Here is a 14473-nt window from a genome sequence, read left to right on the forward strand (position 1 = left end):
TTTTTCACTCTAACGTGTTAAATCGTGAATTCGATTCAATTTATTACTATTATTTTACAGTTAAGCATTTTTCATATAAACCGTCTTCTTTTTTAATACGGTTAATTAAAGTTTCACCGATTACAGATGGTGTGTCTGCAGTTTCGATTCCAGCTTCATTAAGTGCTTTAATTTTTTCTGCAGCAGTTCCTTTACCACCTGAGATGATCGCACCAGCGTGGCCCATACGTTTTCCTGGAGGTGCTGTTTGCCCACCGATGAATCCAACAACAGGTTTAGTCATGTGTTCTTTAACCCATGCAGCAGCTTCTTCTTCTGCCGTACCACCAATTTCACCAATCATCACTACTGCGAGTGTTTCTGGATCTTCGTTGAATGCTTTTAATACATCGATGAAGTCAGTTCCGTTTACTGGGTCCCCACCAATACCTACAGCAGTTGTTTGACCAATACCTTCTTCAGTTAATTGGTGAACTGCTTCGTAAGTTAATGTACCAGAACGGCTTACTACACCTACGTGACCTTTTTTGTGAATATATCCAGGCATGATACCGATCTTAGTTTCATCTGCAGTGATGATACCAGGACAGTTTGGTCCTACTAGGCGCGTGTTTTTATCTTCTAAATATTTAACAACCTTCACCATATCAAGTACTGGAATGTGCTCTGTAATACAGATAACTAGTTCTAGTTCTGCATCAGCAGCTTCCATGATTGAGTCAGCAGCAAATGGTGCTGGAACGTATACTACTGATACTGTTGCACCTGTTTTTTCTTTTGCTTCTTCTACAGTGTTGAATACTGGTACGCCTTCAACTTCTTGGCCACCCTTACCAGGTGTTACTCCTGCTACAATTTTAGTTCCGTACTCAAGCATTTGCTTTGTATGGAATAACGCAGTAGAACCAGTGATTCCTTGTACAATTACTTTTGTGTCTTTATCTACAAATACAGCCATTGTTTTTGTAACCCCTTCTTATTTGCTTTCGTCTACTAAAGCAATGATTTTTTGTGCACCTTCAGCCATCGTGCTTGCTGGTGTGATTGCGAGACCTGATTCACGTAAAATTTCTTTACCTCTATCTACGTTTGTACCTTCAAGACGTACAACTAATGGAATTTCAAGTCCTACATTATGAACAGCTTCTACTACACCTTCAGCGATTACATCACAACGCATGATTCCTCCGAAAATATTAACGAAAATACCTTTAACATTCTCATCACTTAAGATTAATTTGAATGCTTCTGTAACTTTCTCAGCAGTTGCGCCGCCTCCCACGTCAAGGAAGTTTGCAGGCTTACCGCCGAAGTGGTTAATTGTGTCCATTGTTGCCATAGCAAGTCCGGCACCGTTTACCATACAACCGATGTTTCCATCTAATGCAATGTAAGATAAATCAAATTTAGATGCTTCGATTTCTTTTGGATCCTCTTCGTCAAAGTCACGTAGTTCTACAACGTCTTTTTGACGGTATAGTGCGTTTGAGTCAAAGTTAAGTTTCGCATCAAGCGCCATAACATCTCCGTCACCAGTTGTAACTAGTGGGTTAATTTCAACGATAGAGCAATCTTTAGTTACGAATACATCGTATAGTTGTAAGAATAATTTTGCAGCTTTGTTTACGAGTTCTGTCGGAATATTAATGTTGAATGCAAGACGTCTTGCTTGGAATGGTAAGAGACCAGTTGCTAGGTCTACGACTTCTTTGAAGATTTTTTCAGGTGTCTTTTCAGCCACTTCTTCAATGTCCATTCCACCTTCTTCAGATCCCATAAGTACTACTCTATTTGTAGCTCTGTCTACAACAAAGCTGATATAGTATTCATCTTTAATATCGCAACCTTCTTCGATTAGAAGACGACGTACTTCTGTTCCATCTGGACCATTTTGGTGAGTGATGAGTGTAGAACCTAAGAGTTCTTCTGCGTATGCGCGCACTTCATCGTAGCTTTTAGCGATTTTAACTCCGCCAGCTTTACCACGCCCACCTGCGTGGATTTGGGCTTTGACTACATATACCTCACTGTTTAATGTTTTTGCTACTTCTACCGCTTCATCTGGTGTTAATGCAACATGACCATTTGGTACGTTGATACCAGCATCGCGGAAAATTTGTTTCCCTTGATACTCATGAATATTCATGGTTTGCCTCCTAAAGGTTGTATGATATTGCTTTCAATACTAATTATAAAAAAGACTAGTGATAAAGTAAACCAAACGCCACTAAATTCTAGTTGAATCTTGATAGAAAATGAGTCTCATACATCATAAGTAAAAATTTATTCTGATCGTTTTGATAAGATATCTTTGATAGGTTGGAATGATTTTCTGTGTATTTCTGTGACACCATGTTGATTGATTCCTTCTAAATGTTCTTTTGTACCATAACCACTATTTTTTTCAAAGCCATATCCAGGATATTTTTTTGCGTAGTTTTTCATGCGTTCATCCCTAAAAACTTTCGCGACAATGGATGCTGCTGCAATTGAATTTGAGACGCTGTCCCCTTTAATGATTTTAGTTTCAGGGATCCCAATGTTAAGTGTCATGGCGTCTATTAAAAGATGGTCTGGCTTTGATTCTAGTGAGTCTACTGCACGTTTCATTGCAACCTTTGTTGCTTCGTAAATATTTAATGTGTCAATTTCATCTACTGTAGCGATTCCGATACCGTAATCACATGTTTCGATAATTTTGCAATATAACTCGTTACGTTTTTTTTCACTGAGTTTTTTGGAATCATCGAGCCCGATGATTTTATCTTTTAAAATTACTGCAGCTGCAACGACTTCACCAGCAAGTGGACCACGCCCGACTTCGTCGATACCAGCGATGACAGATGTATCGAAGCTATTTTCGTAATAGTTCATTTCTTTGTACTTCTCTACTAGCAGCAGATCTTTTTGAAGTAAGTTGAACTTTTGTTTAAGTAGTTTTTGAACGCCAACACGCTCGTCACTGTGGAGTGCGAGCGCATTGTATTCATTAATATTATTTATTGTTTCTAGAAATGCTTTAACTTCACTAATCTTCATCTAAAATCTCTACCTTGTCGAATGTATATCTACCAATTGTACCGTTACGAATATCATGAATCACGCGATTTGTGACAGCTTCATAGTCAATTTCATTTCCTCGTAATTTCATGCCACGGCTTATACCAATTGCGTCATAAATTGATAGGACATCTGTCTCATCATAATTGTTAATTTTGTAAAATGAGTCAAACGTGTCTTTATCTTCTACAATTAAATAATTGATGCCATAAATCGCAACCTCATCGAGAGGAACAACCGTGTCTTTGATAGCGCCTGTCAGCGAAAGTTTTAAACCAACCGTCTGATCCTCAAACTTTGGCCAAAGCACACCCGGAGTATCTAGAAGTTCAATGATCGAGCCTGCTTTAATCCATTGCTGCGTCTTAGTGACCCCAGGTGTGTTACCCGTTTTTGCAGACTTTCTACGCGCCATACTGTTGATAAATGTCGACTTACCCACGTTAGGAATACCGACAATCATCGCACGAATTGGACGTGGTTTAATACCGCGCGCAAGCATTCTATCAAAAATATCTTGAGTCGCTTCACGAGCGATCGGCTCAATTTTCTTTAAGATATTCGTCTCACGAGAATTTAGTGCGATCGGATAAACACCCAATTCTTTCAGCTTGGTGATCCACCTGTTCGTCTCCTTCGGATCCGCTAAATCCATTTTATTTAAAACAACGATTCTCGGTTTATTTTGTACAATCTTATCCATCATCGGATTCTTACTCGAATATGGGATTCTCGCATCCGTAATCTCGATGACCACATCAACTTTTTTTAAATTGCTCTCAATTTCACGACGCGCCTTGGCCATGTGACCAGGAAACCAGTTAATCGTCATAATCTCACCTCTATAATAATTATCTTATTTTACCATATTTTTGTGGGTATTAGAAAATAGGTCGTGCGCTTCGAACGTGAGTTTTGGAGATAAAAAATAGTACTTAGGATTGTATAGTGATAAGCTTCGTAAATAATTTTTGGTGGAATGAGACATGTAATTTTAGAAAATTAATTTACATGTGGTACTATCGTATGAAATGATACACGTAATCTTAGAAATAGAAATTTCATGTCCTATTAGCGATCAGAATTCTACATATACTTAAAAACTTCAGTTTACATGTTCCTATTATCCTTAAAACGATAAATACCAGCTAACCAGATGTACGTTACTCATAATCGAGTCGTGGAATCTGAGTTCGAGGAGAACCACGACTTTTTTAACTTATAATCGAGTCGCGAAATCTGAGTTCGAGGAAAACCACGACATGATTAGCTCATATTTGAGTCGTGGAATCTGAGTTCGAGGAAAACCACGACATGATTAGCTCTTATTCGAGTCGTGGAATCTGAGTTCGAGGAAAGTCACGTCATGATTAGCTCTTATTTGAGTCGTGGAATCTGAGTTCGAAGAAAACCACGACATGATTAGCTCTTATTCGAGTCGTGGAATCTGTGTTCAAGGAAAGTCACGACATGATTAGCTCTTAATCGTCATGTCTAATTCCCATTCCCAGAAAACCGCAAGACGTTTAGCTCTTAATCGTCACGTCTAATACCGATTCGCAGCAAGCCACATGTCGATTTGTTCAATTCCACTCATATGATAAACACCACACACCATAACTGCTCACACTTCCACCAAAATACAAAAAAACTCGAGACATGAGTCTCGAGTTTCTTTAAATTAGCGGATTTCTCTAATACGTGCTGCTTTACCACGTAATTTACGTAAGTAGTAAAGTTTAGCACGACGTACGCGTCCTTTACGTGTAACTTCAATTTTATCGATTTTTGGTGTGTGTACTGGGAATGTACGTTCTACACCTACACCGTAAGAAATTTTTCTTACTGTGAATGTTTCAGAAATGCCTCCACCACGGCGTTTGATTACAACACCTTCGAAGATCTGAATTCTTTCACGTGATCCTTCAACGATACGTACGTGAACTTTAACTGAGTCTCCAGCTTTGAATTCTGGAATATCAGTGCGTAACTGATCTTTAGTAATGTCATTTAATAATTGTTGTGACATAATAATTCTCCTCTTCTTCCAATTATCTTGCAAATTTCATGCAGCGGATTATTGTGATATATATGCATGTGCACTCGTATTATAATAGCACAACACGCGCTCTTATTCAACTTATTTTTTATTGTTTTTATCAAAATTTTCGAGTAAGTCTGGGCGACGTTCTTTAGTTTTCTTAAGAGACTGTTCTTGTCTCCATTCTTCAATCAATTTATGATTTCCACTGAGCAGTACATCCGGCACTTTCATACCACGATATTCTCTCGGGCGTGTATAATGTGGGTACTCGAGCAGACCTGTCGAGAAACTGTCATCCATATGACTTTCTTCTTCAATCACTCCAGGGATTAAACGCACGATCGCATCTGTCATTGTCATAGATGCGAGCTCTCCACCTGTCAGCACATAGTCTCCAATTGAGACCTCATCTGTCGCAAGATTTCTAATACGCTCGTCATAGCCTTCATAGTGTCCGTTGATAAAGACAATCGTCTCTTCTTTAGACAACTCTTCAGCGAACTTCTGATCGAACGGACGACCTGATGGACACATTAATAAGACACGCGCATTTCGAGTATTAATCTCATCCATGGCGTTGTACACAGGTTCTGGTTTTAAAACCATTCCTGCACCTCCACCGTATGGATAATCGTCGACTTGATTGTGCTTATTTTCTGCATAGTCTCTAAAGTTTACCGTATGATAGTTTACGATCCCCTTTTCTTTTGCACGCTTTAAAATGGATTGGTTGAGCACTCCGTCATACATCTCTGGAAATAATGTTAAGTAATGGATGTTCATTCAATCATCCCTTCAATCGGAGTGATCTGAATGATTCCTTTTTCTAAATCGACTACTGGGATAAACTCCTCAACAAATGGAATCATAATCTCTTTCTTCCCTTTGATTACGAAGACATCCTTAGCTCCAGTTTCAACGATATTAACTACTTTCCCTAAAACTTCTCCAGTTTCTAGTAATTGTGCTTCTAGTCCGATGATATCTTTGTAATGGTACTCACCTTCAGCAAGTTCTTCCTCTTCACTCACTTCACCATAAACTGGTTTTCCTTTTAGATCTTCTACTTCATTGATGTTTGTTACACCTTCAAAAGTTAACATGTGGAATCCTTTATGCGTTCTGTACCCACTAATCGTATATTCTGTGTTGTTTATTTCTACTACATTACCGGGTTTAAAGCGAATTTCTGCAAAGTCTGAATCGCTTAAGACTTTTACTTCGCCTTTAATTCCATGGAAATTCACCAAATCTCCAATAACAATTTTCATCTCAATCACCTCAATAAAAAAACACATCACAAAGTGATGTGTTTTTAGTCTACATCGACAAACACTCTCTTTTTGTGATCATTATTTGAGCTAGACATAATTGTGCGTACTGCTTTGATCATACGTCCACGTCTGCCAATAATTCTACCGATATCACTTTCGTGTGCATCGATATGATAGACCACTTTACTTGGCGTCTCTTCCACCGAAAGAGTCAAACTCTCCGGATGCTCTAGCATCGGTTCAAGAATTGTTTGTAGTAGTTGTTTCATAATTATTTACCGAATTTTTCGTTATGGAATTTCTCCATAAGACCTTGTTTACTGAAGATGTTACGTACAGTGTCAGATGGTTTCGCACCATTTCTTAACCACTCAAGCGCTTTTTCTTCGTTTAAAACAACGTTATCTTCGTTTTTAGTAACTGGGTCATATGAACCAATTTGCTCAATAATTCTACCATCTCTTGGGCTGCGTGAATCTGCAACTACGATACGGTAGAAAGGATTTCTTTTAGAACCCATACGAGTTAATCTAATTTTTGTTGCCATTTATATGAACTCCTCTCTAATATTCATTTTTACTTTAATAACTATACCAGATGAAAAAGAACTTGTAAAGGCCTTTCCCTTTACAAGTTCAATTTATTTTTAAAATGGTAGTCCCATCCCACCGAATGGGTTTTTCTTCTTACCTTTACCATTTGTAAATTGCTTCATCATCTTCTTCATTTCGTTAAATTGTTTCAGTAAACGGTTCACTTCTTGGAGGGATCGTCCACTTCCTGCTGCGATTCTACGCTTTCTTGAGATGTTGAGCTTCTCTGGTTTCTCACGCTCTTCCATCGTCATAGAACGAATGATTGCTTGAACGTGATCGATCTCTTTACCATTCATTTTAACTTTATCGAGACCTTTGATTTTGTTTGCTCCAGGCATCATTTTGATGAGTTCGTCAAGAGGTCCTAACGTCTTCACCTGATCCATTTGTGCTAAGAAATCATCGAGCGTAAATGTATTCTCTTTGAGTTTTTGTTCAAGTTCAGCTTGATCTTCTAAGTCCACATTCATTTGCGCTTTTTCGATAATAGATAAAATATCACCCATACCTAAAATACGGCTTGCCATGCGTTCTGGGTGGAACGCTTCTAGACCGTCCATCTTCTCAGAAACCCCAATAAATTTAATTGGTTTTTCTGTTACAGAACGAATTGAAAGTGCTGCACCACCACGAGTGTCACCGTCTAATTTAGTCAGTGTCACACCTGTGATATCGAGTAAGTTGTTAAAGCTTTCTGCAACGTTCACTGCATCTTGTCCTGTCATAGAGTCTACAACGAGCATGATTTCGTTTGGTTTTGCGATTTCTTTAACATTTTTTAACTCGTTCATTAAATCTTCATCAATGTGCAGACGACCTGCTGTATCAATAATTACAGTGTCGAGATGGTTTTCACGTGCATATTTTAGACCATTCTCAACAATTGTTTCCACACGCTCTTTATCTCCCATTGAGTATACGGGGATGTCGAGTTGCTTACCGATTGTTTCTAACTGATCGATTGCCGCTGGACGGTAGATGTCACCTGCAATCAGCATTGGTTTCTTATTGTATGATTTACGTAAAAGTAACGCGAGTTTACCTGCAGTTGTTGTTTTACCTGCACCTTGTAAACCTACCATCATGATTACTGTTGGTGGTTTTTGACTCATATTGATTTTTGAGTTTTCTCCACCCATTAAACTTGTCAGTTCTTCTTGAACAATTTTAATGACTTGCTGTCCTGGTGTCAGACTCTTCATAACGTCTGCACCGTTTGCACGTTCAGATACATCTTTGATGAACTGACGTACTACTTTAAAGTTTACATCCGCTTCAAGTAAGGCAAGACGCACTTCACGCATCATTTCTTTAATGTCTTGTTCTGTGACCTTACCCTTACCTTTAATGCGGTCCATAATGTCTTGTAAGCGTCCACCTAATCCTTCAAAAGCCATTATATAGCCTCCCTAATCTAACTCTTCAAGTTCTAAGAGTATTTTCTCTATGTCACTTGGGACTTCACCAAGTTTCTCTTTAAGTGTCTCTAATAATTGTACACGATGTAGATAGTTTTTATACATCGAAAGGTTTTTCTCGTAGTGTTCTAAGAGTTCTGATGTACGTTTTAAATTATCATACACAGCTTGTCTCGTCACGTCTAAGTTTTCAGCAATCTCAGTGAGTTGTAAATCTTCTAGATAATACATCTCTACATATCTTTGCTGTTTTTCAGTGAGAAGACTATGGTAAAAATCATAGAGATAATTCATCCGCATTGTGCGTTCTAAATCATTTGTCATCTACATTTTCACTCTTTTCATCATCACTTGCTTCAGCGATCATGTCTGAGAAGAGTCCATATACATAGTTCTCTGCACTGAATACTTCTAGGTCATCGATTTTCTCACCAAGTCCAACAAACTTAACTGGAATACCGAGCTCGTTCTTAATTGCAAGCACGATACCCCCTTTTGCTGTACCATCGAGTTTTGTTAAAACAATACCAGTAATTTCAGTCACGTCGTTAAATGCTTTCGCTTGGCTAAGAGCGTTCTGACCTGTCGTAGCATCGAGAACTAATAATACTTCGTGCGGAGCATTTTCGTCTACTTTTTTGATGACATTTTTAATTTTCTCTAGCTCTTTCATAAGGTTACCTTTATTTTGCAGACGTCCTGCCGTGTCACAGATTAACACATCCGTTCCGCGACGTTTCGCTGCATTGACTGCATCGAATACAACTGCAGCTGGGTCAGATCCTTCTGATTGTTTGATGACATCTGCACCAACTCGGTCTCCCCAAACTTGAAGTTGGTTAATCGCACCTGCACGGAATGTGTCACCCGCTGCAAGCATTACACTCTTACCTTCTTTAACGTAACGATGAGCGAGCTTACCAATAGAAGTTGTTTTACCTACCCCGTTCACACCCACAACAAGAATAACTGTGAGATCCTCTTGCATGTTCATTTCTTCTGAAATATGATTGTTTCTTTCATAAATCTCAATCATTTTTTCTACAATGACTTCTTTTAAATCTGCAGTCTCAGTGATATTTTTTAATTTCGCGTAATCACGTAGTTCATCTGTTAATTCCATTACAGTATTGAAGCCAACATCTGCGCTAATTAGTACTTCTTCTAACGCTTCGAAGAAATCCTCGTCTACTGTACGATACGTCGCCATAAGTTGATTGATTTGTACTTGGAATCTCTCACGAGATTTTTCAAGACCCATTCGGAATTTATAACCGATCTGTTCTTGTTCCCATTCTTCAAACTCTTCTATGGAAATCAGACCATCATCTAGCTCATTGCTGAGTTCTTCACTCTCTTTTTTCTCTATTTCTTCATCGGAATGCTTACCAGAAAACTTTCTTTTCAAACGATTAAACAAGCTCATTATTTACTTCTCCTTCACTAGGTTCTACATAATTCTTAAGGTCTACACTAATTAACTCAGAAATACCACGTTCTTGCATAGTCACTCCGAAGAGTCGATCACTCTTTTCCATTGTACCTTTCCTATGGGTAATGACAATGAATTGTGTCTTTCTAGATAATCCTCGTAAGTACTCCGCATATCGAATAACATTGGATTCATCGAGTGCCGCTTCTACTTCATCGAGTATGATAAATGGACTGTTTTTTACTCTCAGCACACTGAATAGAAGACTGATTGCTGTTAAAGCACGCTCTCCTCCACTCATGAGTGACATCTGCGTCAGTTTCTTACCTGGAGGTTGTGCGATGATATCAAGGCCTGAGTTTAAATAATCTCCATCGTCAATGAGTTTTAGTTCGGCATAACCACCACCAAACATTTCTTTAAACACTTCAGTAAACTGTGTACTCACGGATTCGAGTGTCTCTTTGAAACGTTCTGTTACTTCTTTGTCCATCTGATCAATGACAGAAAGCAATGTATGTCTCGCTTCTAACAAATCATCCTCTTGCTCTTTTAAATACGTGTAACGTTCATTTATAACTTTGTACTCATCGATAGCACCGAGGTTCACGTTTCCTAACTCTTCTATACTACGCTTATTTAAAGAAATACGTTGTCTTTTTTCTTCGATATTTTCAAAATTACTATAGAGTTCTTTTGCACGTTCGAATGTGAGTTGATACGTCTCACTTAAATAGTCAATTCTTTGACTAAGATGAGTGGATATTTTTTCTCTCTTACCGTGAATTTCTCTAAGTTCAATTTGAAGATTTTCAATATCATCTAAATGGCTTTGTCTAAGTTCAATACTTTCTTTATATGATGTACTTAATTCTGTGAGTTCTTTTTCGAGAGATTCTGTCAGCTCAGAAAGTGAGTTTAAATTGAGTGATAGTCTGTCTTTATCTTTTAATAACTCATCAATGTCTAGTGCGATGTTTTCATTCTCAGTCATCTTAATGCGCTCGTCTAAAGAACTTATTTCTGACACTAATTCTTCTATTGTATTTTCGATTGAAAGAAGTCGCTCTTTTTCATAGTTCTGAGTTGTTTCGAGTTTTGATAAGTCACGACGCTTTAAATGCAATGCTTCTTTCTCACTTAATAAACGTTCCTCTTGGTTAGATGTCTTATCTGAAAGAAGTGCAATCTCGTTACTTAACTCACTAATCTCTTGTTCTTTTTCTTTAATGAGTGTTGTAAAGTCTTCAAAACCACTTGAATGATTGAGTGACTGAAGTTCAGACACAAGTGATTCAAACGTCTCATTTTTTAAACTGTATGAATATCTTAGACGTTCGAGTTCACGATTAATTTCTTCATTCTCTTCACTTGTTTTGGATCCATGCGTTTCTTGTTTCTTAAGTTCAACAGTGAGATCTGCTATCGTCTCTTTGAATGCATCTAATTTATTAGACAGTTCTTTTGTGCTTTTTTTGTATGAAGCAAGTTTTTCTTTTCCTTGTTCAACATCCTGTTTCATTTTAAGCACTGAGTTTTGGCGCGTTTTCGAACCACCACTCATCGCACCACCTGTCGTAATCGTATCACCTTCTAGCGTAACAATTCTTGCACGATAAGAAATTTCTTTCGCTAGCTTTACTCCGTCGTCTAGATTATCAACGACTATCGTTGTATTGATTAAGTGGTTCACAAGTCTAGTCAGGTTTTTATCTACCTTAACAATACTTGAAAGAATTTTATGGTCGACGGTAGAACGATTTAAAATATTTTTTATATCATTCGTTAAGTGTCTTTCTACAATTGTTGAAAGTGGCAAGAATGTCGCAAATCCGTGACGTTCTTTCTTTAAGAACTGGATTGCATGCTTTGCATCCTGATCTGTCTCCACAACAATATTTTGACTACCAGCTCCGAGTGCTGTATCGAGCGCAGTTACATATTTTTCATCGATATTAATGAGTTCACCAACTGCACCAATAATTCCATTTAGTTTGTTCTTATTTTTAAGAACTGTACGGACACCCGGATAGTATCCTTGGAAATTCTCTTGCAAGTTGATTAAGACATCGAGTCTTGAAGATTCTTGTCTGATCAGATTCTCTGCTTTCTGATAATTTTCACTCAGTCTGTCGTATTCAGCATTTGTCTCATCATATCGTGATTTTAGCTCGCGATATACGTCACGTGCCTCATTTAATGTACGACTTGAAGCTGCTTCAGTTTCTTCTAAAGCTTTGATTTTTCTCTTCATTTCACTGAGTTCTGATCCGAGTGCTTCTTTTCTTTCTCGTTTTTCCTTTTCAGAAGCATCCATTCGATTCTTCGATTCATTTTGATGCGCTTCTTTATTTTCTAAGTTGGTTTTCTCAACCATCAATGCGTAATATTGATCTTTCAAGTCTTCAACTGAAACGTCATCTTGACTTGTTAAACGTTCAATATTTTTACGGATGGTTTGAATATCAGATTTTATATCTTTTTCTTCTGCAAGTAGTGTTTCAATAAAATTCTGTTTTTCCGTATATAATGCGCGCGATTCAGCTAAACGAGATTCCCTATTTTCTTTTTCAATAGAAAGGTCCATTGATAGTTGTCCGCGTGTGTGTTTACGTTCTTCAAAGAGAGCAATCTTACCATTTACAACTTCCAATTCACGCGTCTCATTTATAATTTTCTCATTGTGCGTACGCTCTTTCCTAGCAACACGCTCTCGTTTATCTCTTAAATTTTCAATTTCAACGTCGAGTAAAGCTACATGATGTTTTCGTTCTTCTAATAAACGCTCAGAATTTTGATACTGATTTTTTAAAGAGTTTTCTTCTTTTATATACGTATCAATGTCGTACACAGTGACCTCGATATCACTCGATTTCATTTCTTCCATAAGAGCAAGATATTCTTCTGCTACTTTACTTTCCATTTCTAACTGACGATTTCTACTTTCAAGTTCAGAAATAATATCATGCACGCGGTCTAAGTTCTGTTTTGTATCTTCTAATTTACGTTCTGACTCTTTCTTACGATGTTTATACTTTATAACACCAGCAGCTTCTTCGATAATTGTACGACGATCTTCTGGTTTTGCATTTAAAATATCGTCTACTTCACCTTGTGAGATGATGTTGTAGGCACTTTTACCGATCCCTTGATCCATAAATAGCTCAGTGATCTCTTTGAGTCTTACTCGTTCTCCATTTAAGTAATATTCACTTTCGCCACTTCTATATAAAATACGTGTGACTTTTACGATGTCTTTATCTACTGGTAGTATGCCATCTGTGTTATCTAGAGATAACGTCACGGTCGCACTGTTTTCTGCACCGCGCTTTACTGTCCCGTTAAAAATAACGTCTTCCATTTTAGAACCGCGAATCGTACGTGCGGATGTTTCTCCTAAGACAAAACGAATGGCATCGATGATATTACTTTTACCACTACCATTTGGACCAACAACTGCAGTCAGTCCTTTGTTAAATTCAATTCGTGTTTTTTCAGCAAAAGATTTAAATCCTTTCGCTTCAATATTCTTTAAAAATACCATTCTTTACTCCTTAGACTCTAGGTATAAAAGTCCCTGTTTTGCAGCAATCTGTTCTGCTTCTTTTTTAGAACTTCCCGTACCTTCTCCAATAATTTTGCCTCTGTGTTCTACTGCTTGTGTAAAACGTTTGTTATGGCTCGGTCCGTCTTCGTTCACTAAGATATATCGAACGCTATCTTTATAGTGCTTATGCACATATTCTTGAAGTGTAGTCTTATAGTCCACAACAGCTGAATAGTTCTTTGAAGTAATCTTTGGGAAGACATATTGATTCAAGAAATCATGCACTTTATCTCTACCTTGGTCTAGGTACAATGCACCTAAAAATGCCTCATACATATCTGAGATAATCGATGGTCTTAATGCGCCACCTGTTTTCTCTTCACCTGGTCCGAGTAAAAGCATTTTTTCCATGTGTAAGTCTGTCGCGAATATTACAAGTGATGGTTCACATACAATGTTTGCACGAAGTTTCGTCAAGTCGCCTTCTGGCAATGTCTCAAATTTCTTAAAGATAAAATCTGAAACCATCAATTCTAATACCGCATCTCCTAAAAATTCTAAGCGCTCATTTGATTCAATACGGTCTGCACCGAGATTATGGACAAATGAACTATGCATAAATGCTTGCATATATAATTCAATATTTTTAGCTTCTAAACTAATTTCTTTGCTGAATATTGAAAATAGTTCTATAAATTCTTTTACTCTGACCTTAGAATAGTCATCATTTTTAATTCTGTTTACTACATTCTCCATAGTTCTCACCACCTCTATATATTCTACCTAAAACCCTTCAGACATCATAGTTAAAACAGAAAAAATCCACTTCGAAAAGTGGATTTAAAAAATTATTTTTCGTTTTCTAACTTCTCGATATAATCAAGAGCGTCTCCAACTGTGTTGATTTTTTCAGCTTCTTCATCAGGAATTTCCATGTCGAACTCGTCTTCAAGTTCCATTACTAATTCCGCGATGTCTAAAGAGTCAGCACCAAGATCATCTTTAAATGATGCTTCTTTAGTTACTTGATCTTCATCGATACCAAGTTTATCAACAATAATGTCTTTTACTTTGTCAAAATTTGCCATTACACTTCACCTCC

The 14473-nt window shown here is 37.6% G+C and carries 15 protein-coding genes; all 15 read right to left on the minus strand.

Translation table 11 applies throughout. From position 1 onward, the window contains the following. Window positions 1-49: 49 nt before the first annotated feature. The gene (gene sucD, locus IEU51_RS02925) at window positions 50-958 is read right to left on the minus strand and encodes a succinate--CoA ligase subunit alpha (protein WP_186087089.1); all 909 of its coding nucleotides are present in this window, start codon (window positions 956-958) and stop codon (window positions 50-52) included. Between the two features lie 18 nt (window positions 959-976). Continuing rightward, complete coding sequence (gene sucC, locus IEU51_RS02930; RefSeq protein WP_186087086.1) at window positions 977-2146, minus strand: ADP-forming succinate--CoA ligase subunit beta; 1170 nt, start codon at window positions 2144-2146, stop codon at window positions 977-979. Window positions 2147-2283: 137 nt separating this feature from the next. After that, window positions 2284-3039 (minus strand): ribonuclease HII, encoded by a 756-nt coding sequence (locus IEU51_RS02935; protein ID WP_186087083.1) that lies wholly within the window; start codon window positions 3037-3039, stop codon window positions 2284-2286. Next, window positions 3029-3892 carry a ribosome biogenesis GTPase YlqF gene (gene ylqF, locus IEU51_RS02940; RefSeq protein WP_186087080.1) on the minus strand — a complete coding sequence of 288 codons (864 nt, stop codon included), beginning with the start codon at window positions 3890-3892 and terminating at the stop codon, window positions 3029-3031. The genes IEU51_RS02935 and ylqF overlap by 11 nt, the downstream gene beginning before the upstream one ends. An 849-nt stretch (window positions 3893-4741) precedes the next feature. Next, on the minus strand, window positions 4742-5089 hold the full coding sequence (rplS, locus tag IEU51_RS02945) for a 50S ribosomal protein L19 (protein ID WP_186087077.1): 348 nt from the start codon (window positions 5087-5089) through the stop codon (window positions 4742-4744). A 111-nt stretch (window positions 5090-5200) separates the two neighbouring features. After that, window positions 5201-5887, minus strand: coding sequence for a tRNA (guanosine(37)-N1)-methyltransferase TrmD (gene trmD / locus IEU51_RS02950; protein ID WP_186087074.1), 687 nt, complete (start codon window positions 5885-5887; stop codon window positions 5201-5203). After that, window positions 5884-6375: a ribosome maturation factor RimM gene (rimM, locus tag IEU51_RS02955; protein WP_186087071.1), complete on the minus strand. Its 492-nt coding sequence runs from the start codon at window positions 6373-6375 to the stop codon at window positions 5884-5886. The genes trmD and rimM overlap by 4 nt, the downstream gene beginning before the upstream one ends. Window positions 6376-6419: 44 nt before the next feature. Then, a complete protein-coding gene (locus IEU51_RS02960; RefSeq protein WP_186087068.1) occupies window positions 6420-6647 on the minus strand; it encodes a KH domain-containing protein in 228 nt (75 codons plus the stop codon). 2 nt (window positions 6648-6649) lie between these two features. Then, window positions 6650-6925 carry a 30S ribosomal protein S16 gene (rpsP, locus tag IEU51_RS02965; RefSeq protein ID WP_186087065.1) on the minus strand — a complete coding sequence of 92 codons (276 nt, stop codon included), beginning with the start codon at window positions 6923-6925 and terminating at the stop codon, window positions 6650-6652. Between the two features lie 99 nt (window positions 6926-7024). Beyond that, on the minus strand, window positions 7025-8371 hold the full coding sequence (gene ffh, locus IEU51_RS02970; RefSeq protein ID WP_186087062.1) for a signal recognition particle protein: 1347 nt from the start codon (window positions 8369-8371) through the stop codon (window positions 7025-7027). A 12-nt stretch (window positions 8372-8383) separates the two neighbouring features. After that, entirely contained in the window at window positions 8384-8716 is a 333-nt protein-coding gene (locus tag IEU51_RS02975; protein ID WP_186087059.1) for a putative DNA-binding protein, read from the minus strand. After that, window positions 8706-9818 carry a signal recognition particle-docking protein FtsY gene (gene ftsY / locus IEU51_RS02980; RefSeq protein WP_186087057.1) on the minus strand — a complete coding sequence of 371 codons (1113 nt, stop codon included), beginning with the start codon at window positions 9816-9818 and terminating at the stop codon, window positions 8706-8708. Before ftsY ends, IEU51_RS02975 begins: the two co-directional genes overlap by 11 nt. Beyond that, entirely contained in the window at window positions 9805-13368 is a 3564-nt protein-coding gene (gene smc, locus IEU51_RS02985) for a chromosome segregation protein SMC (RefSeq protein WP_186087054.1), read from the minus strand. Before smc ends, ftsY begins: the two co-directional genes overlap by 14 nt. Window positions 13369-13371: 3 nt before the next feature. After that, window positions 13372-14127 carry a ribonuclease III gene (gene rnc, locus IEU51_RS02990; protein ID WP_186087052.1) on the minus strand — a complete coding sequence of 252 codons (756 nt, stop codon included), beginning with the start codon at window positions 14125-14127 and terminating at the stop codon, window positions 13372-13374. 92 nt (window positions 14128-14219) lie between these two features. Continuing rightward, window positions 14220-14459 (minus strand): acyl carrier protein, encoded by a 240-nt coding sequence (locus IEU51_RS02995; protein ID WP_186087049.1) that lies wholly within the window; start codon window positions 14457-14459, stop codon window positions 14220-14222. Between the last annotated feature and the right edge of the window lie 14 nt (window positions 14460-14473).

The organism is Phocicoccus schoeneichii (assembly GCF_014635565.1).
GTDB classification, from domain to species: domain Bacteria; phylum Bacillota; class Bacilli; order Staphylococcales; family Salinicoccaceae; genus Phocicoccus; species Phocicoccus schoeneichii.

What these genes read in the sequence shown, in the direction of transcription:
- rplS (WP_186087077.1), bottom strand. Translation starts at nt 5,089, where the DNA reads ATGTCACAACAATTATTAAATGACATTACTAAAGATCAGTTACGCACT.
- IEU51_RS02975 (WP_186087059.1), bottom strand. Translation starts at nt 8,716, where the DNA reads ATGACAAATGATTTAGAACGCACAATGCGGATGAATTATCTCTATGAT.
- smc (WP_186087054.1), bottom strand. Translation starts at nt 13,368, where the DNA reads ATGGTATTTTTAAAGAATATTGAAGCGAAAGGATTTAAATCTTTTGCT.
- IEU51_RS02995 (WP_186087049.1), bottom strand. Translation starts at nt 14,459, where the DNA reads ATGGCAAATTTTGACAAAGTAAAAGACATTATTGTTGATAAACTTGGT.
- ffh (WP_186087062.1), bottom strand. Translation starts at nt 8,371, where the DNA reads ATGGCTTTTGAAGGATTAGGTGGACGCTTACAAGACATTATGGACCGC.
- IEU51_RS02960 (WP_186087068.1), bottom strand. Translation starts at nt 6,647, where the DNA reads ATGAAACAACTACTACAAACAATTCTTGAACCGATGCTAGAGCATCCG.
- ftsY (WP_186087057.1), bottom strand. Translation starts at nt 9,818, where the DNA reads ATGAGCTTGTTTAATCGTTTGAAAAGAAAGTTTTCTGGTAAGCATTCC.
- IEU51_RS02935 (WP_186087083.1), bottom strand. Translation starts at nt 3,039, where the DNA reads ATGAAGATTAGTGAAGTTAAAGCATTTCTAGAAACAATAAATAATATT.
- ylqF (WP_186087080.1), bottom strand. Translation starts at nt 3,892, where the DNA reads ATGACGATTAACTGGTTTCCTGGTCACATGGCCAAGGCGCGTCGTGAA.
- trmD (WP_186087074.1), bottom strand. Translation starts at nt 5,887, where the DNA reads ATGAACATCCATTACTTAACATTATTTCCAGAGATGTATGACGGAGTG.
- sucD (WP_186087089.1), bottom strand. Translation starts at nt 958, where the DNA reads ATGGCTGTATTTGTAGATAAAGACACAAAAGTAATTGTACAAGGAATC.
- rnc (WP_186087052.1), bottom strand. Translation starts at nt 14,127, where the DNA reads ATGGAGAATGTAGTAAACAGAATTAAAAATGATGACTATTCTAAGGTC.
- rimM (WP_186087071.1), bottom strand. Translation starts at nt 6,375, where the DNA reads ATGAAAATTGTTATTGGAGATTTGGTGAATTTCCATGGAATTAAAGGC.
- rpsP (WP_186087065.1), bottom strand. Translation starts at nt 6,925, where the DNA reads ATGGCAACAAAAATTAGATTAACTCGTATGGGTTCTAAAAGAAATCCT.
- sucC (WP_186087086.1), bottom strand. Translation starts at nt 2,146, where the DNA reads ATGAATATTCATGAGTATCAAGGGAAACAAATTTTCCGCGATGCTGGT.